General features: G+C 70.7%; 23 protein-coding genes and 1 tRNA gene. 10 read left to right on the top strand and 14 right to left on the bottom strand.

The genetic code is table 11. From position 1 onward, the window contains the following. Window positions 1–138 precede the first annotated feature (138 nt). Together N1031_RS01210 and N1031_RS01205 are read left to right on the top strand one after the other, a co-directional pair. Window positions 139–831: an SIMPL domain-containing protein gene (locus tag N1031_RS01210; protein WP_259477759.1), complete on the top strand. Its 693-nt coding sequence runs from the start codon at window positions 139–141 to the stop codon at window positions 829–831. Continuing rightward, window positions 828–1,766: an SDR family NAD(P)-dependent oxidoreductase gene (locus N1031_RS01205; protein WP_259477758.1), complete on the top strand. Its 939-nt coding sequence runs from the start codon at window positions 828–830 to the stop codon at window positions 1,764–1,766. The genes N1031_RS01210 and N1031_RS01205 overlap by 4 nt, the downstream gene beginning before the upstream one ends. Window positions 1,767–1,802: 36 nt before the next feature. Here the strand turns inward: N1031_RS01205 and smpB are convergent, their stop codons facing one another. The 4 genes from smpB to prfB form a co-directional block, all read right to left on the bottom strand. Next, window positions 1,803–2,279, bottom strand: a complete 477-nt coding sequence (gene smpB / locus N1031_RS01200) for an SsrA-binding protein SmpB (RefSeq protein ID WP_259477757.1) — start codon at window positions 2,277–2,279, stop codon at window positions 1,803–1,805. 84 nt (window positions 2,280–2,363) lie between these two features. Then, window positions 2,364–3,278, bottom strand: coding sequence for a permease-like cell division protein FtsX (gene ftsX, locus N1031_RS01195; RefSeq protein WP_259477756.1), 915 nt, complete (start codon window positions 3,276–3,278; stop codon window positions 2,364–2,366). Further along, window positions 3,275–4,267 carry a cell division ATP-binding protein FtsE gene (ftsE, locus tag N1031_RS01190; protein ID WP_259477755.1) on the bottom strand — a complete coding sequence of 331 codons (993 nt, stop codon included), beginning with the start codon at window positions 4,265–4,267 and terminating at the stop codon, window positions 3,275–3,277. The genes ftsX and ftsE overlap by 4 nt, the downstream gene beginning before the upstream one ends. Before the next feature lie 80 nt (window positions 4,268–4,347). Further along, window positions 4,348–5,457 carry a peptide chain release factor 2 gene (gene prfB / locus N1031_RS01185; RefSeq protein WP_259477754.1) on the bottom strand — a complete coding sequence of 370 codons (1,110 nt, stop codon included), beginning with the start codon at window positions 5,455–5,457 and terminating at the stop codon, window positions 4,348–4,350. A gap of 87 nt (window positions 5,458–5,544) precedes the next feature. On the opposite strand from prfB, the gene N1031_RS01180 reads away from it, so the two are divergent. The 3 genes from N1031_RS01180 to N1031_RS01170 all read left to right on the top strand — a co-directional run bounded on the left by N1031_RS01180 (window position 5,545) and on the right by N1031_RS01170 (window position 7,694). Further along, entirely contained in the window at window positions 5,545–6,777 is a 1,233-nt protein-coding gene (locus N1031_RS01180) for an MFS transporter (protein ID WP_259477753.1), read from the top strand. Window positions 6,778–6,819: 42 nt separating this feature from the next. Further along, window positions 6,820–6,901, top strand: a tRNA-Leu gene (locus N1031_RS01175). 25 nt (window positions 6,902–6,926) lie between these two features. Then, the gene (locus N1031_RS01170; RefSeq protein WP_259477752.1) at window positions 6,927–7,694 is read left to right on the top strand and encodes a DedA family protein; all 768 of its coding nucleotides are present in this window, start codon (window positions 6,927–6,929) and stop codon (window positions 7,692–7,694) included. 37 nt (window positions 7,695–7,731) lie between these two features. Here N1031_RS01170 and N1031_RS01165 read toward each other — a convergent pair whose 3' ends face one another. Genes N1031_RS01165 through murI form a run of 4 tightly spaced genes read right to left on the bottom strand, consistent with a single transcriptional unit; the run spans window position 7,732 to window position 11,083 of the window. Then, window positions 7,732–8,781: a cation diffusion facilitator family transporter gene (locus N1031_RS01165; protein WP_259477751.1), complete on the bottom strand. Its 1,050-nt coding sequence runs from the start codon at window positions 8,779–8,781 to the stop codon at window positions 7,732–7,734. A gap of 46 nt (window positions 8,782–8,827) precedes the next feature. Next, entirely contained in the window at window positions 8,828–9,424 is a 597-nt protein-coding gene (rdgB, locus tag N1031_RS01160) for an RdgB/HAM1 family non-canonical purine NTP pyrophosphatase (RefSeq protein ID WP_259477750.1), read from the bottom strand. A gap of 1 nt (window position 9,425) precedes the next feature. Then, on the bottom strand, window positions 9,426–10,187 hold the full coding sequence (gene rph / locus N1031_RS01155; RefSeq protein WP_259477749.1) for a ribonuclease PH: 762 nt from the start codon (window positions 10,185–10,187) through the stop codon (window positions 9,426–9,428). Next, complete coding sequence (gene murI, locus N1031_RS01150) at window positions 10,184–11,083, bottom strand: glutamate racemase (RefSeq protein WP_259477748.1); 900 nt, start codon at window positions 11,081–11,083, stop codon at window positions 10,184–10,186. The genes rph and murI overlap by 4 nt, the downstream gene beginning before the upstream one ends. Window positions 11,084–11,119: 36 nt before the next feature. On the opposite strand from murI, the gene N1031_RS01145 reads away from it, so the two are divergent. After that, window positions 11,120–12,445, top strand: coding sequence for a nicotinate phosphoribosyltransferase (locus tag N1031_RS01145; RefSeq protein ID WP_259477747.1), 1,326 nt, complete (start codon window positions 11,120–11,122; stop codon window positions 12,443–12,445). A gap of 21 nt (window positions 12,446–12,466) precedes the next feature. On the opposite strand, the gene N1031_RS01140 is transcribed toward N1031_RS01145, so the two are convergent. Genes N1031_RS01140 through N1031_RS01130 form a run of 3 tightly spaced genes read right to left on the bottom strand, consistent with a single transcriptional unit; the run spans window position 12,467 to window position 15,480 of the window. Then, complete coding sequence (locus tag N1031_RS01140) at window positions 12,467–12,763, bottom strand: DUF3039 domain-containing protein (RefSeq protein WP_259477746.1); 297 nt, start codon at window positions 12,761–12,763, stop codon at window positions 12,467–12,469. Window positions 12,764–12,814: 51 nt separating this feature from the next. Beyond that, entirely contained in the window at window positions 12,815–14,383 is a 1,569-nt protein-coding gene (locus tag N1031_RS01135) for a hypothetical protein (protein WP_259477745.1), read from the bottom strand. After that, window positions 14,359–15,480 carry an ABC transporter ATP-binding protein gene (locus tag N1031_RS01130; protein ID WP_310795659.1) on the bottom strand — a complete coding sequence of 374 codons (1,122 nt, stop codon included), beginning with the start codon at window positions 15,478–15,480 and terminating at the stop codon, window positions 14,359–14,361. Before N1031_RS01130 ends, N1031_RS01135 begins: the two co-directional genes overlap by 25 nt. 181 nt (window positions 15,481–15,661) lie before the next feature. Between N1031_RS01130 and N1031_RS01125 the strand changes: the two genes are divergently transcribed. From N1031_RS01125 to N1031_RS01110, 4 genes are all read left to right on the top strand, one after another. Next, entirely contained in the window at window positions 15,662–16,354 is a 693-nt protein-coding gene (locus tag N1031_RS01125; protein ID WP_259477744.1) for a phosphocholine cytidylyltransferase family protein, read from the top strand. A 51-nt stretch (window positions 16,355–16,405) separates the two neighbouring features. After that, entirely contained in the window at window positions 16,406–17,206 is an 801-nt protein-coding gene (locus N1031_RS01120; protein WP_259477743.1) for an ABC transporter permease, read from the top strand. Further along, window positions 17,206–17,943 (top strand): ABC transporter ATP-binding protein, encoded by a 738-nt coding sequence (locus tag N1031_RS01115; protein WP_259477742.1) that lies wholly within the window; start codon window positions 17,206–17,208, stop codon window positions 17,941–17,943. The genes N1031_RS01120 and N1031_RS01115 overlap by 1 nt, the downstream gene beginning before the upstream one ends. Before the next feature lie 80 nt (window positions 17,944–18,023). Then, window positions 18,024–18,329: a PilZ domain-containing protein gene (locus N1031_RS01110; protein WP_259477741.1), complete on the top strand. Its 306-nt coding sequence runs from the start codon at window positions 18,024–18,026 to the stop codon at window positions 18,327–18,329. Window positions 18,330–18,346: 17 nt separating this feature from the next. Here the strand turns inward: N1031_RS01110 and N1031_RS01105 are convergent, their stop codons facing one another. From N1031_RS01105 to N1031_RS01095, 3 genes are all read right to left on the bottom strand, one after another. Continuing rightward, the gene (locus tag N1031_RS01105) at window positions 18,347–18,664 is read right to left on the bottom strand and encodes a helix-turn-helix domain-containing protein (RefSeq protein ID WP_259477740.1); all 318 of its coding nucleotides are present in this window, start codon (window positions 18,662–18,664) and stop codon (window positions 18,347–18,349) included. A gap of 83 nt (window positions 18,665–18,747) precedes the next feature. Beyond that, on the bottom strand, window positions 18,748–21,108 hold the full coding sequence (locus N1031_RS01100) for a GNAT family N-acetyltransferase (RefSeq protein WP_259477739.1): 2,361 nt from the start codon (window positions 21,106–21,108) through the stop codon (window positions 18,748–18,750). Then, entirely contained in the window at window positions 21,105–21,590 is a 486-nt protein-coding gene (locus tag N1031_RS01095) for an SRPBCC family protein (RefSeq protein ID WP_259477738.1), read from the bottom strand. Before N1031_RS01095 ends, N1031_RS01100 begins: the two co-directional genes overlap by 4 nt. Window positions 21,591–21,615 lie beyond the last annotated feature (25 nt).

Genomic DNA, 21,615 nt, shown 5'->3' with positions numbered 1-21,615 from the left:
GTTGTCAATCGGCTCACACCTGATGGTGGGCACCGAGCCGCCGCGCGAGCCGCCCGAACGGGCGACTGCGCGAAGCAGCCCTCCAGCATACGACAGACTGTGACCGGCTGTCCAGCGAGCACCACTATCGTGGGAGCCATGTCCGATCCCTCCACCACCGTCATCACCGTCGCCGGCACCCACCGCGTGCACCGCCATCCCGAACGCGCGGTCGTGCGCATCGCCGTGGGCTACGACGGCGACACCCGCGACAGCGTACTCGCCGCCACCAGGGCGGCCCACGAGTCGTTGACGGGGTCGCTGGAGAGCCTTTCGGCCGGAGACGGCGAGGGCCCGGTGCGACGATGGCACTCCGAAGACATCCGCGTGTGGGGGCAACGCCCCTGGGCACCCGACGGAACCCGTCTGCCGGTCGAGTTCCACAGCGCGGTCGCGGTCGACGCCGAGTTCGACGACTTCGGCGCGCTGTCGGAGTGGATCGACGTGGTGGCGGCGCGCGACGGCGTCACGGTCGAGGGCGTCGACTGGTCTCTCACCCCCGACTCCGACGCCGCGCTACGGCAGGAGGCGCGCAAGGGTGCGGTGGCGGATGCGGTGGCCAAGGCGGGTGAGTACGCCGACGCGCTGGGGCTCCGGCAGCCCGTGGCGACCGCCCTCGCCGACGCCGGGCTGCTCGACGCGGCCGGTGCGGGCGGCGACGGCGCCCCACGCCTGATGTCCGCGATGGCGAAGCACGGCGGCAGCCCGGGCGGCGTCGAGCTTCGGCCGGCTGAGGTCGTGGTCGAGGCCGCCGTGCACGCCCGCTTCACCGCGACCGCCGAGCGCTCGTGAGCCGGCGCGTCTCGGTCTCGCCGGTGGGTGACCTCTCAGACCAGGTGCACGTCGTCACAGGCGGCACGGGCGGGCTCGGCTACTGGGCAGCCGAACAGCTCGCGGCCGCGGGTGCCACCGTCGTCATCGCCGCACGCTCCGACCAGAAGGGAGAGGCTGCGCTCCGCTCCGTACGATCGCACGTTCCGGGCGCGTCGGCGCGCTTCCTCCACCTCGACCTCACCGACCCGATCTCGATCGCCCGCGCCGCCGACGCTCTCTCCCGGCTGCCGCGCATCGACTCCCTGCTCGCGAACGCCGGCATCCTCTCCACCGGCGGCCGCACCGTCACCCCGTCGGGTGTCGAGACCATGATCGGCACCAACCTCCTCGGCCATGCCGCGCTCATCGCGGGGCTGCTGCCTGCGCTCTCGGAGCATCCCGCGGCACGGATCGTGCACCTCGGCAGCATCAGCCACGAGTTCTTCCGTCTCGACCTCGGCGACCTGCAGAGCGAGAGCGGGCGCTTCCGCGAGTTCCGCAGCTATGGCCGGTCGAAGCTCGCGGTCATGACCTACGCCTTCGAACTCGACCGTCGACTCCGGGCCTCGGGCTCGCGCGTGTCGAGCCTCGTCGCGCATCCCGGCTGGGCCGTCGACGAGCTCGCTCCCGCGCGCAGCATCCTGCCCCGCCCGAAGACCGGCAACGCGCTCACCCGCTCGGTGCTGAGCCTGATCGGCCAGGGCAAGGACCACGGCGCGTGGCCCCTGGTCGCGGCAGCCGCGCATCCGGATGCCGCGGGCGGCCAGTACTGGGGGCCTGACGGCTGGCGGCAGCTGAAGGGCCGGCCGGCGGTGGTGGCGGCGAAGCCCTACACGCGCGACCGCGAGACGGCGTTGGCCCTGTGGCAGGAGGTCGAGCGACTCACGGGCGTGGAGCACGGGCTCCCGGCCTGACCACGCCGACCGCGAACGCCGGCCGGGGCGCGCAGCTCACTCGCCGAGGTGCCTACGGCTCGACATGGCGCGGTCGGCCTCGCGCTTGTCCTGACGCTCCCGGAGCGCCTGGCGCTTGTCGTACTCGCGCTTGCCCTTGGCCACGGCGAGCTCCACCTTCGCGCGACCGTCGCTGAAGTAGAGCGAGAGGGGCACCAGCGTGTAGCCGCCCTCCTTGGTCTTGTTGTGGATCTTGAGGATCTGCTCCTTGTGCAGCAGCAGCTTGCGCTTGCGGCGCGGCGGGTGGTTGTTCCAGGTGCCCTGGTTGTACTCGGGGATGTGCACGGCGTCGAGCCAGGCCTCTCCCCCGTCGATGAAGGCGTAGCCGTCGACGAGCGAGGCACGGCCGGCGCGCAGCGACTTCACCTCGGTGCCGGTCAGCACGAGACCGGCCTCGTAGGTGTCTTCGATCGAGTAGTCGTGACGTGCCTTGCGGTTGGTCGCGACGACGTTCTGTCCGCGTTCGCGTGGCATGACTGCTCCCTGACTGGTCGAGACGATCCGGGCGGTCGCCCCGAACCGGATGCGCCGCCTCCGAGGCAGGCGCAGCCGTTCAGTCTAGACCTTCAGATAGCGGGTGATGGCGAACTTCGCCGAGAACGCCGCCAGGACGGCACCGACCACGATGAGGATCGGCACCACGATGAGCGCGTCGTCGAAGGTGACGAAGGAGGTGAACTGGAGCCTGACGGCGAGCCAGTCGCGCACGACGAACTGCACCAGGGCCAGGATGGCCGCCGAGGCCAGCACCGCGCCGATCACCGCGGCCAGGATGCCTTCCAGCACGAACGGGGTCTGAATGAAACGGTTCGAGGCCCCCACGAGTCTCATGATGCCGATCTCGCGCCGGCGCGAGAAGGCGGAGAGCCGGATGGTGGTGGCGATGAGCAGCACCGCCGCCACGAGCATCACCGCCGCGATGCCGATGGCGGTGTAGCTCGCGATGTTGAGGATGGTGAAGATCTGCTCGAGGTAGGAGCGCTGGTCGGTGACGCTCTCCACGCCGGCCATGCCCGAGAGGCTCTCCACGAGCACGTCGGACTGGTTCGGGTCGACGAGGTTCACCCAGAACGTCTGGTTCAGCAGCTCGGGGGTGATGTAGTCGGCCACGGCGTTGCCGGCGAACTGCTCCTGGAAGTTCTCATAGGCCTGCTCGTGGTTCTCGAAGTACGACTCCTGGATGAACGGGGCCAGCGTGGGCGAGTCGAGCTGCGCCTGCACGGCGTCGATCTGCTCCTGCGTGGCGTCTCCGCCCTCGCAGGTCGCCCCGAGCGAGGTGGCGGTGCACATGTACACGGCCACCTGGGCCTTGTCGTACCAGAAGTTCTTCATCTGCCCGATCTGCATCTGCAGCAGGATCGCGGCGCCCACGAAGGTGAGCGAGATGAAGGTCACGAGCACGACGGAGACCACCATCGACACGTTGCGGCGGAGGCCGGTGCCAACCTCGCCCAGGATCAGTGCGAATCTCACGTCGTCGGCCCCACATTCTGGTCGTCGCCCTGCTGACCGGCGGCACCCGGTGCCCGCAGCCCCAGCTTCTCGGCCAGGGTGAGCGATTCTGTCGCGGGGTCGAGGGGGTCGGGATGCGCGGGGGTGACGGGCATGGGCGGCACGGCACCGGCGGGTGCCGCGGCCGCCGACGCGGGCACGGCCCCTGTGGCGGTCTGGGCGGCGGGCGCGGGCGGCACGAGCACCGGCTCGGGCCTCGGCGGGCGCAGGCCCTCCGACAGCGCGATCTCGGCGGTGAGCCCGGAGTCCTGCAGCGCGATCTCGGCGGTCATGCCGTAGCCGCCCTGGCTCTCGTCGCGCACGATCTGGCCCGTCACGAGCTCGATCACGCGGCGCTTCATGTGGTCGACGATCGCGTTGTCGTGCGTGGCCATGACCACGGTGGTGCCCCCGGCGTTGATGCGCTCGAGCACCGTCATGATCCCCGCGCTGGTGGAGGGGTCGAGGTTTCCGGTCGGCTCGTCGGCGAGTAGGATGGCCGGCTTGTTCACCACCGCGCGGGCGATCGCCACACGCTGCTGCTCACCGCCGGAGAGCTCGTGCGGGAGGCGGTTCGCCTTCTCGGCGAGCCCCACCATCTGCAGCACGTCGGGAACGGCCTCCTGGATGAAGCCGCGGGACTTGCCGATCACCTGCAGGGTGAACGCGACGTTGTCGAACACGTTCTTGCCGGGCAGCAGCCGGAAGTCCTGGAAGACGACGCCGAGGTTGCGGCGGAAGTAGGGCACCTTGCGGTTGGAGATCGCTCCGAGGTCTTGCCCCAGCACGTGGATGCTGCCGCTGGTGGGCCTGTCCTCCTTGAGGATGAGGCGGAGGAAGCTGGACTTTCCGGAGCCGGAGGCCCCCACCAGGAAGACGAACTCCCCGCGCAGGATCTCGAGGTCGATCGCGTTCAGCGCGGGCCTCTTCGTTCCCCGGTAGGTCTTGGTTACTCGATCAAAGCGAATCATCTCGCGAGAACTCTAAGCAGGCGCATCCCGAATCCCGGCCACGACTCACCGGGGCCCCGGATTCATAGGATTCACATGATTCAGTCGTCGTGCTTGGTCTTGCGCCAGCGGATTCCAGCCGCGATGAAGCCGTCGAGATCGCCGTCGAACACGGCGGAGGGGTTGTTCACCTCGTGCTCGGTGCGCAGGTCTTTCACCATCTGGTACGGAGCGAGCACGTAGCTGCGCATCTGGTCGCCCCAGCTGGCCGTGATGGTGCCGGCGAGCTCCTTCTTCTGGGCCGCCTCCTGCTCGCGCTGGATGAGGAGCAGACGCGACTGCAGCACGCGCATGGCGGCGGCGCGGTTCTGGATCTGCGACTTCTCGTTCTGCATCGACACCACGGTGCCGGTGGGGAGGTGCGTGATGCGCACGGCGGAGTCGGTGGTATTGACCGACTGGCCACCGGGGCCCGAGGATCGGAAGACGTCGACGCGGATGTCGGACTCGGGGATCTCGATGGCCTCGGTCTCCTCCATGAGCGGGATGACCTCGACGGCGGCGAAGCTGGTCTGCCGCTTGCCCGCGGCGCCGAAGGGGCTCATGCGCACGAGCCTGTGGGTGCCGGCCTCGACGCTCAGCGTGCCGAAGGCGTAGGGGGCGTCGACCTCGAAGGTGGCCGACTTGATGCCGGCCTCCTCGGCGTAACTGGTGTCCATCACCGTCGAGGCGTAGCCGTGCTTCTCGGCCCAGCGCAGGTACATGCGCAACAGCATCTCGGCGAAGTCGGCCGCATCGACACCGCCCGCGCCCGCGCGGATCGTGATGACGGCAGGGCGGGGATCGAACTCCCCGTTGAGCAGCGTCTGCACCTCGAGGTCGCCGAGCACCTTCTGGATGCTCGCCAGCTCGGCCCTGGCCTCTTCGGCGGAGTCTTCGTCACCGGCCTCGTTGGCGAGCTCCACGAGCACCTCGAGGTCGTCGAGCCGGGTCTGGATGCCCGTGATGCGTGCCAGCTCGCCCTGACGGTGACTGAGGGCGCTCGTGACCTTCTGCGCCTTCGCCGTGTCGTCCCAGAGATCGGGGGCGCCCGCCTCCTCACTGAGCCGGGCGATCTCCGCGGTGAGGGCGTCGACGTCGACGACGGTGCGGATGTCGTCGAAGGTGGTGCGGAGAGCGGAGATCTGGTCGCTGAGGTCTAGTTCGAGCATCGTGAGGAACAGTCTAGTTGAGCCGGGCGCGCGGCACCGGGCGACGGTCGCGCGTCACAATCGTTAACAGAGGTAAAGTTATTCACGATGACCACGGCAGCAGACGACGGATTCCGGTTCAGGGCGATCGCCCTCCCCGCCCTGTTGCCGACCCTGTTGTTCGGCATCGGAGAGGGAGCCGTCATCCCGGTCGTTCCCGCGATCGCTGCCTCCCTCGGCGCCGACCTCGCCGGCGCGGCCCTCATCGCGGCGATGATCGTGGTCGGTCAGCTGGCCGGCGACATCCCGAGCGGCTGGCTGGTGTCGCGCATCGGCGAGCGGCGCTCGATGATCGGCGCCGCACTGCTGTCGATGGCCGCGGTCACCACGGCGATGGTCGCCGTGAGCGCGGCCATGTTCGGGGTGGCGGTGTTCCTGCTCGGCCTCTCGGCCGCCACCTTCGCCCTGGCCCGCCAGGCGTTCATGACCACCTTCGTGCCGTTGCGCATCCGGGCCCGCGCCCTCTCGACGCTGGGCGGTTCCTTCCGCGCGGGCTGGTTCATCGGCCCCTTCCTCGGGGCCGGTCTCATCGCTCTGACCGGCACCGTGGAGTCGGCGTTCTGGATCCACCTCGCGTGCGCGACCACGGTGCTCGTCGTGCTTCTGGTGATCCGCGACCCGACCGAGCGGCTCCCCCGCCCCGACGCGGGCGAGTTGCTCGTGCGCGAGGAGTCGTCGGGCCTGTTCCGCACCATCTGGCACCACCGCGGGGTGCTGCTGCGGATGGGGACCGGAGCCGGGGTCGTGTCGGCGCTGCGGGCGAGCCGGGTGGCCATTCTCCCCCTGTGGGCGGTGAGCATCGGGTTGCCGGAGCAGACCACGGCGCTCGTCATCGGCATCGGCGCCGCGGCCGACTTCGCCCTGTTCTATACCAGCGGCTGGATCATGGACCGCTTCGGACGCCTGTGGAGCGTGGTGCCCTCGATGCTCGGCATGAGCGCGGCCCTCGTGACGCTCTCGTTCACCCACGACCTCGCGGCCGCGGCGCAGTGGTTCGTGGTGATCGCGGTGGCGATGGGGGTGGCCAACGGGGTGGGGAGCGGCATCATCATGACCCTCTCGGCCGACCTCGCCCCGCGGCCCGACCCCGCGCCCTTCCTCGGCGCCTTCCGCTTCACCGCCGACGCGGGGGCCGCGCTGGCCCCACTCGGCGTCGCCGCGATCGTGGCCGTCGCCTCACTCCCGATCGCCACCGCGGCGGTGGGCGTCGTCGGGGCGCTCGGAGCGGGAATCCTCTGGCGCAACATCCCGCGCTATCTGCCCCACCGCCCCCGCGGCTGAGGATTCGCCGCGCAGCCTGCCCCTACACTGGAGAGCACCTGGGCGGGAGTGGTGAAATTGGCAGACACGCAGGATTTAGGTTCCTGTGCTTTCGAGCGTGAGGGTTCAAGTCCCTTCTCCCGCACCTTCTGATCGACTGGAGACTAGACGTGATCGCCGCCGCAGCCCCCGCCGCACTCATCCCCTGGCTCGACCCCAACACCCTGCTGAGCGGGGTCTTCGGGCCCGTGGCGCTCCTCGTGGTCTGCGCGATCGTGTTCGCCGAGACCGGGCTGCTGGTCGGCTTCCTCCTGCCGGGCGACACGCTGCTGTTCTTCACCGGCGTGCTCGCCGTGGGCGGCAAGTTCGGCATCGACATCTGGTGGGTGTGCCTGGCCATCTCGCTGGCCGCCTTCCTCGGCGGTGAGGTGGGCTATCTCATCGGGCACAAGGTCGGCCCGCGCATCTTCGAGCGCAAGGAGTCGGGGCTGTTCAGCGTGCACAACGTCGAGCGCACCAACGCGTTCTTCGAGCGCTTCGGCGCCCTCGCCGTCATCCTGGCCCGCTTCGTACCGATCGTGCGCACCTTCGCCCCGATCGCCGCGGGCGTCGGGCACATGAACTACCGGCGCTACTCGCTCTACAACGCCATCGGCGCCCTCATCTGGGGATCGGGCATCACGCTGCTCGGCTACGGCCTCGGCCAGATCCCGATCGTGAAGGAGTTCGCCGAGAAGTACCTCGACGTCGTGCTCATCGCCGTGGTCGTGCTCACGGTCATCCCGACCGTCTTCCACTACCTGCGCGAGCGCAGCAAGGCCAAGAAGAACGCCGCAGCGGCCGTCGCCGAAGAGATCGAGATCACCGGCGCCGCCGAGAAGCTCACTCTCGAGCCCGAGGTGTTCGGCAACGACCTCGACACGAACCCCAAGTTCTAGGCCTCGGCGCGCATCCGTCGACCCGGCCGCGCCGCGCTCAGTCGTGCGCGTCGGCCTCGTGCCTGGCGTGCTCGGCGGGCTCGATCTGGAACGTGGAGTGCTCCACGTCGAAGTGCTCCGAGAGGCATGCGCCCAGCGCATCGAGCAGCGGCCCCGTCTCGCCCCGCTCGAACACGGCGGGCTCCACCACCACGTGCGCCGAGAACACATAGCGCCCCGAGGTGATGGCCCACACGTGCACGTCGTGCACGGCCACGACGCCCGGCTCGGCGAGCATGTGGTGACGGATGCCCTCCACGTCGAGCGAGGCGGGCGTCGTCTGACCCAGCACGGCCGCCACGTCGCGCAGCAGTGACACGGCGCGCGGCACGATCATCGCGGCGATGGCGAGCGAGGCCACCGCGTCGGCCTTCTCGAAGCCGGTGAGCAGGATGACCGCGGCCGCCGCGATGACGGCGACCGACCCGAGCAGGTCGCCGAGCACCTCGAGATAGGCGCCGCGCATGTTGAGCGAGCTCTTCGCCCCGCCGCGCAGGATGAGCAGCGAGACGAAGTTGGCCACCAGGCCGATGACGGCCACGCCCAGCATGAGGGGAGCCTCCACCTCCGCCGCCTCGGAGCTGAACAGCCGGCCGACGGCCTCGATCGTGACGAACGCGGCCACGCCCACGAGGATGATGCCGTTGGCCAGCGCCCCGAAAACCTCGGCGCGCTGGTAGCCGTAGCTGTGGCGGGCGTTGGCGGGCCGGGCGGCGACCACGGTGGCGACCAGGGCGATGATGAGCCCGATGAGGTCGGAGAGCATGTGACCCGCGTCGGCGAACAACGAGAGCGAACCCGAGACGAACGCACCCACCGTCTCGACCACCAGCACGGTGGCCACGATGGCGATGGCGATGGCGAGGCGGGTGCGGTTCGCGCCCGCGCCGTGATCGTGGCCGGAGTGCCCGTGCCCGGTCGTCGCCTCGGCGGATGCCGGCGCGGGGGTGCCGGGATGCGCGGGGCTGCCGGGATGCGCGGACGCGCGCGCCGGACCGCAGCCGCGGGCGTCGTGCTCGTGGCCGTGGGGATCGTCGTGCTCGGTCATCACCACCACGGTAACCGCCCCGCGGAGCGCGCCGCCACCGTTCGCGCTAGTCGGGAATGAGGTTCGTTCTCAACACCGGGATGGCCTCGCGGAAGGCCCTGGCGCGATGGCTGATCGCGTTCTTCTCCGCCGCCGTCAGCTCGGCGGCGGTCACCTCGAGGCCCTCGGGCACGAAGATCGGGTCGTAGCCGAACCCTCCCCCGCCGTGGGCCCGTGCCGCCAGGCGTCCCGGCCACTCGCCGCCCACCACGCGCTCGACACCGGTGGCGGGCACCACCAGGGCGATGCGGCAGGTGAAGTGGGCGCGGCGGTGCGGATCGGCGATGTCGGCGAGCTGGTCGAGCAGCAGCTCGAGGTTCGCCTCGCCGCCGCGGCCGTGTCCGGCCCAGCGGGCCGAGAAGATGCCGGGAGCCCCGCCCAGCACGTCGACGCAGATGCCCGAGTCGTCGGCGAGCGCGGGCAGGCCGGTGTGGGCGGCGGCGGCCCTGGCCTTGATGAGCGCGTTCTCGTCGAAGCTCGTGCCGTCTTCGACCGGCTCGGGGCCGTCGTAGGCGACGATCTCGAGCTCGGGCAGCTCGGCGCCGAGGATGCCCTGGAACTCCTCGACCTTGTGGGCGTTGTGGGTCGCGAGAACGACGCGCACGTCAGGCGCCCGCGACCGCGTCGAGCGCCGACCGCTGCAGCGCGGCCAGCTCGGCGGCGCCTCCCACCGCGAGGTCGAGCAGCGAGTCGAGTTCGCGGCGGTCGAACGGGGCGCCCTCGGCCGTGCCCTGCACCTCGACGAAGAGGCCGCGGCCGGTCACCACGACGTTCATGTCGGTCTCGGCCCGCACGTCCTCGACGTAGGCGAGGTCGAGCATCGGCTCGCCGTCGATGATGCCCACCGACACGGCCGAGACGGAGTCGATGAGCGGCTGCGACTTCTGGCCGATGAACTTCTTGCCGCGGGCCCACTCGAGCGCGTCGGCGAGCGCGACGTAGGCTCCCGTGATGGCCGCGGTGCGGGTGCCGCCGTCGGCCTGCAGCACGTCGCAGTCGATCACGATCGTGTTCTCGCCGAGGGCTTTCATGTCGACCACAGCCCGGAGCGAACGACCGATCAGGCGCGAGATCTCGTGCGTGCGGCCGCCGATGCGGCCCTTGACCGACTCGCGGTCCATCCGGTCGTTGGTGGAACGCGGCAGCATGGCGTACTCGGCGGTCACCCAGCCCTTGCCGCTGCCGGTCTTCCAGCGCGGCACGCCGTTCGTGAACGACGCGGTGCAGAGCACCCGGGTCTTGCCGAACGAGATGAGGGCCGAGCCCTCCGCCTGGTCGCTCCAGCCGCGCTCGATCGTCACGGGCCGCAGCTGGTCGACGGCGCGGCCGTCTTTGCGCACGATCGCGGGGGTGGTGGCATCGGTCATGACGTCTCCTGGGTGGTGGTGTCACCGGCGGCGCCGGTGCGGGTGGCGGTGTGGCCGGTGGGCCGGATGCGCGGAACTCGGCCGGGCAGAGTGATCGCGCCGGTCTCCACCAGCTCGACCGCGGTGACCTCGGGGCCCAGCAGCTGGTCGGCGAGCCGGATGAACTCCTCCGCGCTCTGACCCGTGGCCTCGTAGCGGTAGCTCGGGCGACCGGGAGAGGTGCGCTGGATGCCGGCGCTCACCAGGGTGCGGTACACGTCGTTGGCGGTCTCGGTGTCGCTGGAGACCAGCCGCACCCCGTCGCCGACCACGTACGAGATGGCGCCCTTCAGAAAGGGGTAGTGGGTGCATCCGAGCACCAGGGTGTCGATGCCCTGCTCGACCAGCGGCCGCAGATAGCGCTCGGCCGTCGAGACGAGGTCGTCGCTCGTGGTGTCGCCCGCCTCCACGAAGCTCACGAACTCGGGGCAGGCCTGGGTGAACAGCTCGAGGTGGGGAGCGGCGGCGAACGCGTCGTCGTAGGCACGGGAGGTGATGGTGGCCGTGGTGCCGATCACACCGACGCGGTTGTTGCGGGTGACCGAGACCGCCGTGCGCACGGCCGGCTGGATGACCTCGACCACCGGCACGCTGTAACGCTCACGCGCATCCCGCAGCATCGCCGCCGAGGCCGTGTTGCAGGCGATGACGAGGAGCTTCACGTCCTGCTCCACGAGGTCGTCGAGCACCTGGAGGGCGTAGCGGCGCACGTCGGCGAGGGGCTTGGGGCCGTAGGGCGAGTGCGCGGTGTCTCCCACGTAGAGGATCGACTCGCGGGGCAGCTGATCGCGCACCGACCGGGCCACGGAGAGACCGCCCACACCGGAGTCGAAGATACCGATCGGTGCGTCACTCACAACACGACAGCCTAGCCCGACTCGTAAGCTCTCACTGTGGACGCATCGACGGCATTGCTCACCGACCGCTACGAGCTCACCATGGTCGACGCGGCCCTGCGCTCGGGCACCGCCGGGCGCGCGAGCGTGTTCGAGGTGTTCGCCCGTTCCCTGCCCGCGGGTCGCCGCTACGGAGTGGTGGCCGGAACCGGTCGCCTGCTGGAGCTGGTCTCGCGGTTCCGGTTCGGAGACGCCGAACTCGCCTGGCTCGCCGAGAACGCCGTGGTGTCGTCGCGCACCCTCGACTGGCTCGCCGACTACCGCTTCACGGGCACCATCCGGGGCTACCACGAGGGCGAGCTGTACTTCCCCGACTCCCCCATCCTCACCGTGGAGAGCGGCTTCGCCGAGGGCGTGCTGCTGGAGACCCTCGTGCTGAGCGTGCTCAACTACGACTCGGCGGTCGCGGGGGCGGCGAGCCGCATGGTGTCCGCGGCCCGTGGAAGGCCGCTGGCCGAGATGGGGTCGCGGCGCACGGGCGAGCGCTCCGCAGTCGCGGCGGCCCGGGCGGCCTACATCGTGGGCTTCGGTGCGACCTCGAACCTCGAGGCCGGCCGCAGCTGGGGCGTGCCCACGATGGGCACGGCCGCGCACGCCTTCACGATGCTGCACGACTCCGAGGAGGAGGCCTTCCGCGCCCAGGTCGAGGCCCTCGGCGCGAGCACCACGCTGCTGGTCGACACCTACGACGTCGCTCGCGGCGTCGAGACGGCGGTGCGGGTGGCCGGGCCCGGCCTGGGGGCGGTGCGGCTGGATTCCGGCGACCTGCTCACCCTCGTCGCCTCCGTGCGCCGCCGGCTCGACGAGCTCGGCAACAGCGGCACCCGCATCACCGTCACCAACGACCTCGACGAGTACGCGATCGCCGCTCTCGCCGCGGCACCGGTGGACTCGTACGGGGTGGGCACCTCGCTCGTCACCGGGTCGGGGCATCCGGCATCGGGGATGGTCTACAAGCTGGTGTCGCGCGAGGGACCCGACGGCAGCATGGTGCCGGTAGCGAAGCGGTCGGCATCGAAGGCCACCCACGGCGGCCGCAAGCATCCGGTGCGCCTGTTCGGAGCCGACGGGCGAGCCGCACTGGAGGCGGTGTATGTGGGTGGATCCGACGACGCATCCGGCGCGGCGGCCCCGGCGGCAGGCGGGCGCGATCTCGTCGTACCGCTCATGGTCGACGGCGAGGCCGAGCAGCGGATGCTCGGTGTCGCGGGTGTGCAAGCGGCCAGACGACACCACACCCAGGTGCTGGCCGAGCTGCCCGATCAGGCGTTCCGGCTGGCCGCCGGCGACCCGGCGGTGCGCACCGAGCTCCGGCAGCTCTGAACGCGGCCGCCCCGCCCGGCGCTACTCGTCGAGCAGGCGCTCGTAGATCTCTTTGCAGGTGGGGCAGATCGGGAACTTCTCCGGGTCGCGCCCCGGAGTCCACTTCTTGCCACAGAGCGCCTTCACCGGCTTGCCCGTGAGCGCCGACTCGAGGATCTTGTCCTTCTCGACGTAGTGCGAGAAGCGCTCGTGGTCGCCCGGGTCGATGTTCTCGGTGTTGAGCAGCTCTTCGAGCTCGCGATCGAGCGTGGTGGTGCCTCCGCCGCCGTCGGGCAGACCGCCGGGCTCGGAGACGCGGGAGAACGCGGAGTGGACCATGCGACGATTCTAGATCGTCAGGAGCGCAGGGTCGTCAGGAGCGCTGCGTCGTCAGGAACGCTGGGCGGCCGCGAGCAGCTCAGGTCCTCGTCGGTCGAAGATGCGCGCGCCCCAGACGATGCCGACCATGGCCACCACGACCCCCACGCCTACACCGGTCCAGAGCGAGACCCAGGCGTACTCGGGGTCGGCGAACACGCCCAGCACGCCGAACACGATCGAGGGCGTCGAGAGCAGCACGGTGCCGAGCAGCGAGAAACCGGGAGCCAGCGCCCAGGTCGCCCCCGGCGACTGCGGCTGGGTGAACGCGCCATCGCCCGGGCGGGTGGCGGCGTAGGGGAACCGTGCCGAGAACACGCTGCCGATGCCGATGCCCGTGAGCACGAGACAGGTGCTCGCCCCCAGCACCGCGGGCAGGGCCGACAGTTGGTCGGCGAAGAGCACACTGAGGAAGGAGCCGATGCCGATGAGCGGTATGGCGATGAGCACGACCGGCACGGTACGGCCGATGCGGTCGGCGAGGCCGAGCCGGCCGGAGGCGACGTGGAGCCAGATGGCGGTGTTGTCGAAGGCGACGTCGTTGTGCACGACCCAGCCCAGGAACACGCACATCACGGGCACGGGGAGCAGCGCCGTGTACTCGACCGGGATGCCCACGAACAGGAAGACGAGGATGGCGATCACGGGCACGACGGGCACGATCACCAGCTGGGCGTAGTAGCGGGGATCGCGCGCCCAGTACGTGAGCACTCGGGCGGCGACCGCACCGGTGGGGGTCGAGGGGGTGCGCGCGAACCAGCCGAGACCGGAGTGCTCGCGCACGGACTCCTCCTGCGAGGGCGTGACGGCCATGAGCGCCACGAGCCCCTTCCAGCCGAGCCAGAGCAGCGCCAGGGTGGCGCCCGCGATGAGCAGCTTCAGCACGGCGAGCACCCACTGCCCGTTCGCCGCGTCGGCCGCCACGGCCCAGGCCGCCCCGAGAGGTGTCCAGCCGAGCACTGACTCGAGGGCGCCGAGCGCCCCTCCGGCCTCCGTTCCGCCGCCGAGCACGAGGAGCACCAGGCCGGGCACGAGCACCACGAGCGCCAGCACGCCCACCACCACGCCGGCCTCGCGCGCGCGGCGGGTGGCGAGGGCGAACGCCGAGATCGACAGCGAGACCCTGCCCGCCAGCACGCAGGTGACCACACCGATCGCCGCGCCGACGACGGCCAGCAGCGCCGTGCCCACCGTGGCCGACCAGGTCACGACCGTGGCCAGTCCGACGATTGTCACGGCGATCGCCGGGACGCTGAGGAAGGATGCGGCCAGCAGACCGCGCGCGACGGTCTCGGGGGTGAAGCCGAACAGCGAGAACGCGCGGGGATCCATCCGGTCGCTCACGGGGAACAGCAGCGGCACCACGAAGAAGCCGAGCAGAACCACCGAGCCGCCCAGCACCACCGCGGTGCGGGCCGTGTCGGGCTGCGCATCGCGCAAGCCGATCAGCACCAGCACGAGGAGCACCGTCATCGCGGCGGCGTAGACCACGCCGATGATGACCCGCACAAGCTGTGGTGTGCCGAGCTGCCCGGCGTTCGCGAACTGCCTGAGTCTCAGTCGGAGGAACTCAGAAGCCATTCCAGCCCCTCCGCGTTCCGGTGCTCGCCCGTGAGCGAGAGGAATCGCTGCTCCAGCGTGCCGCCCTCGCGCACCTCGTCGACGGTACCCTGGGCGGGCACGGCGCCCTCGACGATGATGGCCACGCGATCGCAGACCCGCTGGATCATGTCCATGCTGTGGCTGGAGAGCACCACGGTGCCGCCGGCCGCGACGTAGCGCTCGAGGATCTCGACCACGTTCTGCGCCGACACGGGATCGACCGACTCGAAGGGCTCGTCGAGCACCAGCAGCCGTGGCGAGTGGATCATCGCGCTGGCCAGGGCGATCTTCTTGGTCATGCCCGCCGAGTAGTCGGAGACGAGGCGCCCCAGGGCGTCGCCGAGGCCGAAGGCCGCCGCGAGGTCGTCGCTGCGCTGGGCGACCGCCGTGGCGTCGAGGCCGCGGAGGGTGCCCGCGTAGTGCAGCAGCTGCCGGCCGGTGAGGCGGTCGAACAGGCGGAGCCTGTCGGGCAGCACTCCGATGAGCCGCTTGGCGCCGGCGGGATCGCGCCAGACGTCGTGGCCGAGCACCGAGATGCTCCCGCCGTCGGGCCGGAGAAGCCCCGTGGCCATCGAGAGCGTGGTCGTCTTGCCCGCGCCGTTCGGGCCCACGATGCCGTAGAAGGAGCCGCGGGGCACCCGCAGGTCGATGCCGGCGACCGCGGTGGTGCTGCCGAAGCGCTTGAGCAGGCCCGAGATCTCGAGCACGATGTCGTCGGGATCGAGGTCGCGCACCACCGACGGGGGCGGTGCGGGAGCCGTGCGGGGGCGCGCCGGCGTGCGGGGGGTGCGCGGCGTGCGGGGTGCGGCCGGTTCCTTCGCCTCCTTCGCCGCGGCGGTGCGGGGAGCGGAGGGTCGCTGGGCGGGCTTGCGCGGGCTGGCGGGACGCTTGGGTGCAGGAGTGCGCGCGGGCGTCGGCTCGCCGTCGGGGGACTCGATCGAGGCGGCGGCGGATGCTGCGGAGGCGGCAGGGCGTGCGGCCGACTTCGCCGCGGTCTTCGCGGGTGCCCGGCGAGGCGTGCGCGGAGCACCAGACCGAGCTCCCCCGGCGTCTGGAGTGTCTGGCTCTGAGCTCACCGCACCAACCTATCAATCCCTCAGGTGCACCGCATCGGCCACCCGCCCGGCCGTGGACCCGCCCCCTGACGCATCACGAAAGAGAAACGATACACGCCACCTCCCTTGCCGGAAAATCCGCTCCGGATACACTGTTCATCGACTGTTCACTCGCGTGAACGAATTGTTTAAGGAGCTCATCGTGACCACCCAGGTCGTCATCCTCGCCGCGGGCATGGGCAGCCGCCTCGGCCGATCGCTGCCGAAGCCGCTCACCCCGCTCTCCGACGGCCGCACCATCATGGGTCAGCAGTTCGACAACATCCGTCACACCTTCGGCGGCGACGCGAAGGTCACCATCGTCGTGGGCTACAAGCTCGAGCACATCATCGAGGCGTTCCCCGAGTCGTCCTTCGTCTACAACGAGGAGTACGACCAGACGAACACCTCGAAGAGCCTCCTGCGAGCCCTCCAGGCGTCCACCGCGGGTGGCGTGCTCTGGATGAACGGCGACGTCGTCTTCGACCCCGCCGTGCTCGATCGCGCGCTCCCCTTCATCGCGCGCGACCAGTCCTTCGTCACCGTCAACACCGCCAAGGTGAGCGATGAAGAGGTGAAGTACACCACCACCGCCGAGGGCTACATCGACGAGCTCTCCAAGACCGTGGTGGGCGGCCTCGGTGAGGCCGTGGGCATCAACTACATCTCCTCGCGCGACAAGGCGGCCTTCGTGCGCCACCTGCAGCGGGTCGACGACCAGGACTACTTCGAGCGCGGCCTCGAGCTCGCCATCGCCCGCGACGGCGTGCTCGTCGAGCCGGTCGACATCTCCGACCTCTACGCCGTCGAGGTCGACTTCGCCGAAGACCTCGAGCGCGCCAACCTGTTCGTCTGAACACATCCGGTTAGACTCGGCCTCGACCCGAGGGCACGAGGCAGGTAACAGGTGAGCGCAGCAACCGAGACGTCGCGGCTGCGGCGGAACGGGTGGGCTCGATATCGCCATTCCCTCTGGCTGCTCACCCAGCGAGACCTCCGGGTGCGGTACTCCACCTCGGCCCTCGGCTACGTGTGGTCGATCCTCGACCCGCTGGTCATGGCCGGCATCTACTGGTTCGTGTTCACCCAGGTCTTCCACCGCCCGGTCGGCACGGAGCCCTACATCGTGTTCCTCCTCTCGGCGCTGCTGCCGTGGATGTGGTTCAACGGTGCCGTCTCCGACTCCACGCGCGCCTTCCTGCGCGAGGCCAAGCTCATCCGCTCCACCAAGATCCCGCGCACGATCTGGGTCAATCGCCTCGTGCTCTCGAAGGGCATCGAGTTCCTCGCGAGCATCCCGGTTCTGGGGGTGTTCGCGATCGTCGCCGGCGCCGCCGTCAATCCCGACCTCGTGTTCTTCCCGCTGGCGGTGCTGCTGCAGGCCGTGCTCACCGCGGGGGTCGCCCTGATCGTGGCCCCGCTGGTGGTGTTCTTCAGAGACCTCGAGCGCGCCGTGAAGCTCGCGCTGCGCTTCCTCTTCTACGCCTCGCCCATCATCTACGGCACCCACGACCTTCCCGACGCGCTCGAGCCGTGGGCGGCGTTCAACCCCCTCAGCGGCATCTTCGCGCTCTACCGGGCCGGATTCTTCCCCGACCAGCTCGACTGGTACCAGGTGGCCGTCGGGGCGGCCATGTCCTTCGCCCTGCTCGCCGTGGGGCTGGTCGTGTTCCGGGCGTCGGAGCGCTCGGTGCTGAAGGAGATCTGATGGGCGAGTCGGTGATCGAGGTCGACGGCGTCGGCATCCGGTTCAAGCGCAACCGCCGTGCCCGCCGCAGTTTCAAGGACCTGTTCGCCGGCGCACGGCGCAGGTCGCGCCCGGGCGAGTTCTGGGCGCTGCGCGACGTGAGCTTCCGGGTGCAGGCCGGCGAGGCGATCGGGGTGATCGGCCGCAACGGGCAGGGCAAGTCCACCCTGCTCAAGCTCGTGGCCGAGGTGGTGCTGCCCGACGAGGGTCGCGTGGGGGTGCACCGCGGCGTCGCGCCGCTCATCGAGATCACCGGCGGATTCGTCGACGACCTGTCGGTGCGCGAGAACGTCTACCTCACGGCGGGGCTGCACGGCATGACCAAGCGCGAGGTGGATGCGCGCTTCGGCGACATCATCGACTTCGCCGAGATCGGCGACTTCCTCGACACCCCGTACAAGCACCTCTCGAGCGGGATGCGCGTGAGGATCGCCTTCTCGGTGATCGCGCAGCTCGAGGAGCCCATCATCCTCGTCGACGAGGTGCTCGCCGTGGGCGACAAGGGATTCCGTGAGAAGTGCTACGCCCGCATCGAGGAGCTGCTCGCCGGCGGGCGCACCCTCTTCTTCGTCTCGCACAACGAGCGCGACCTCCGGCGGTTCTGCAGCCGGGGCCTGTATCTGGAGGGAGGGAGGCTCGTCTTCGATGGCCCGATCGACGAAGCGCTCGAGCTCTACTCCTCCGCCACAGCCGGCTGATCCCGACACGTTCTCCACAGCTTTTCCCCGGCAGCCGAATTCAGGCCCCCACCGTCGGTGGTCCCGTCTGCAATACCCCCATGGCACTCACCACACCGCTCCCCATCGTCTCCCGCCCTCTGGCCTACCGCGTCCCCTTCCGGTTCGACCGCACCGATGCACCGCGCAGCTACGCCCTCGTCAACACCGGCGACGAGGTGGTACGCGGCCTCTCCTTCAGCCTGCTCGGCGCGGGCGTCATGCGGGCGACCCCGCCCCTCCTCCTGGCACCCGGCCAGCTCGTTCGGCTCCGCATCCGCGCCGAGAACCTGCCGGTGTCGACGGTGCTCGTCGTGCGCTGGTTCAGGCCCGACGACGACGAGTTCCTCTGGCGGGTGAGCTTCTGACGCCGCGGGCGGCGTGCTCAGGCGCGGTCGGGGTCGACCGTGCCCTGTTCCCGCGCGCGGATGAGGTCGGCCACGGTGACCTTGTGGGGGCGATCGGGCAGCATGTCGGCCGTCATGCCGTCGAGCAGAGTGGCCGGGTTCATGTTGAGCGCCCCCGCGATCCGGAGGATCGTGTGCAGCGAGGGATTGGCCTGGCCGCGCTCGATCTTGCCGAGGTTGGTGAAGTGCAGGCCCGCGAGTTCGGCGAGCTCCATCTGATTGATCGCCACCCGCTGACGCTCGTCACGGATGCGGGATCCCAGCAGGCGCGCGGCGTCGGACGGGGTGGAACTCACCCTTCATGCCTACCTGCCCCATGCCATGGCAACCAGAGCGCTTCACACGCATGCTTTTGCACCTAATGTGTCGGAACCAGAGGTCAGAGGGCGGCGCGGCGGACGAGGGGGACGGCGATGTGGTGGACGACGGCGGCGAGGAGGCGCCAGGCGAGTCGGCGGGGCCAGGCGAGGTGAGCGGTGTAGACGGCGGTGTACTCGAACTCCTGCTCGGCGCCGCGGTGGCGCTTGAAGTCGGCGACGCCGCTCGAGGCGTGCAGGTCGACGCCCCAGTCGGCCGCCGTGCGCAGCATGAGCAGGCTCAGCATGCGGTAGAGACCGAGCTCCTGCGGCAGCGAGGTGTCGTAGCCCACCACCGGCGCCGCGAGATGGCCGTGTGCCACGGTGTAGCCGAGCACGCCGTCGACCCGACCATCCCGCTCCAGCAGCACGAAGCGCAGCAGGCCGCTGCGTTGCGCCAGGGCGACGAACTCCTCGGTGTACCGCGGATTGAGGCGGGAGTAGCGGTCGACGTAGAGCAGCGAGTACAGCTCCGCGATCCGCCGCCGGAGCTCCGGCGGCGAACATCCGGTGGCCGCGTCGAGCGGTGCATCGATCACCCGGTACCCGGAGCCGGCCAGCAGGGCGCTGTCGCGCCTCACATCGCGCAGGGTGGTCCAGTCGCTCTCCCGCGTGACGGTGAACAGCACGCTGCGGGCGGGGATGAGCGCGTAACCCGCCCGACGCAGAGTCGCCGGCAGGCCGGAGCCCCGACCGTGCACGCTGCGCCACACCACCGCACGCTCGGGATGCTCGGCGACCAACCGGGCCGTGAGCGCCCGCACCTCGCCCTCCGCGGGGTCGGGCAGGAGGTTCGTGGAGAGCAGGGCGTTGCCGACGAGAACCACCTCGTCGACCCGGCCGCCGCGCAGAACCCGGTCGAGACCGTCGATCACGAGGCCCGCGGCACCGCGGGCCAGTGGCGATCGCAGCTCGCCGAGCTCCTCGCGGGCGTAGTGCACGTAATGGCTGATCGGCGACACCACGTAGCTCTGCGGCCCGCCGCCCGGGGCGGGCCGCTCGCACGCGCTCACGACCAGCGGCACCCTCTCACCGGACAGGGTCACGACGCCCACCGTGGCCCGCACGTTCTCCACCGCTCGCTCGACCGGCGCGATCGTCGCGAACACGTCACCCCACTCCGGCTCGCGCGACGATGCCGATGCGCCGGGCGAGAGCGTCTGCCCGTTCCACTCGAGATCGGCCGTCGTCGCCGCTAGCACCGGCACCCCTTCGCGCCGGGCCGTGGCGAGCTGGTGCAGCAGCGCGCGTGTCAGCCCCGCGACCGGCACCCGGTCACCCGGCTCGGCCAGCGCGTCGGGCGCCGCGAGCTGCCGCGCGAAGCGCACGAGGTCGCGACCCGAGCGCACGCCGGCCGGAGCACAGAGCAGGTGCGGCAGCCCGAGCCGCGCGCTCCGGCGCGTCGCGACGACCGCAGACCGCGCCCGCGCATCCCGCGCCGAGACTTCACGCACCGCGAACGCCTCCGCCAGGCCATCGCCCGGCCCGAACAGGTGCACCCCGCTCGTGGCCCGCGGGTTGCACTCCAGGATGCTCACTCCGGTCGGGGTGTCGATGGCGTCGAGACCGAACTGCCCCGTGATGCCGAGGGCACCAGCGAGGCGCTCACTCGCGTCTCGCAGGGCCCGGGCCGCCGGAGCGGTGCGGTCGAGGCGCTCGAAGGCGACCCCCGCACCCCGCCCGGCCCGCCACACCGGTCGATAGACCACGAACGCGGTGAGCTCTCCCCCGACGGCGACGGCGTAGCTGCAGAGCTCCTCCCCCTCGACCCGGTGCTGCACGAGCCAGCGCTCCTCGGGGGTCACCCGGCCGATGCCCGCCGAGCCGGGCTCGGGCAACGGCCCACCGGCCTCGACGAACCGGATGCGCGTGCCGAACCGCGAGAACGCGGGCTTCAGCACCACCGCGGGCTCGCCACCCCGCCGCCGCGCCAGCCGCCGCCAGGCGATCGGCGACGAGAGCACGGTGGTGACCGGATGCGCGAGGCCGAGCTCGTCGAGCAGACACAGGAACTCGGCCTTGTCGTGCAGTCGGCGCAGCGCATCCGGACCCGGCGCGACGAGCAGCTCACGCAACGACTCCGCCGGCCCCGAAGCCCCTGAGTCGTGCGCCACCGACGACAGCCAGAACACCTCCTCGCAGGTCGGCACCACCAGCTCGGCGGCGTGACGCCGGGCGATCCCCGCGACGGCCGCCCCGAACTCTCGCGGCCGATGCCGAGGCGGAGGCACCCGGTAGGCCGCGTGCACCGCCCGCGACCGCGCACCGAGCATCGGCGCGCTGTCGGCGAGAACCACCCTCCACCCGTCCTCGTGGAACCGTCGCGCGAGGTCGAGGGCGACGGGGGCGCGGCCGCCGGTCACCACGACCGCCCGATCGCTCACTCCTGCTCCGCGACCCTGGCGCACTCCGCCAGGCCGGCGCGCATGTACGAGCGCCACAGCGGCCCGACGATCCGCTCGACCACGAAGCGGCGACGCGGGAGCGGCCGGTAGCCGTAGCTCCAGCGGATGAGCGAACCGCGGGCCAGCGGCCTGAACTCCCAGCGGGCGATACCCTCGTCGACAAGGTGCGCGAGCTTTCCGGTGTAGTGGGTGACGCGGTAGTCGAAATGACCGACGCGCTCCGGCCCCTCGGGGTCGTAGCGCAGGAGGGTCTCGCGGAAGGTGCCGCCGTCGTCGAGCCTCACGGTGCGCTGTCGCCCGGGCGCATCCCATTCCCCCGTCGCGTCTCTCACCCCGGCGACCCCGGGCAGACCCAGGTGGCGCCGGAACAGCGTCGCGTCGTCGCGCGGCACCACTCGGCCGAACGCGGTCGGAGCCGCCACCGAGGTCTCCACCGCGGCGGTGAACCAGACGTGCTCCATGCCGACCACCGTACTGCCCCATCCG

Origin of the sequence: Herbiconiux moechotypicola, assembly GCF_024979255.1 — a bacterium.
Lineage (GTDB): Bacteria > Actinomycetota > Actinomycetes > Actinomycetales > Microbacteriaceae > Herbiconiux > Herbiconiux moechotypicola.
This window is presented reverse-complemented; position numbering and strand designations above follow the sequence as displayed.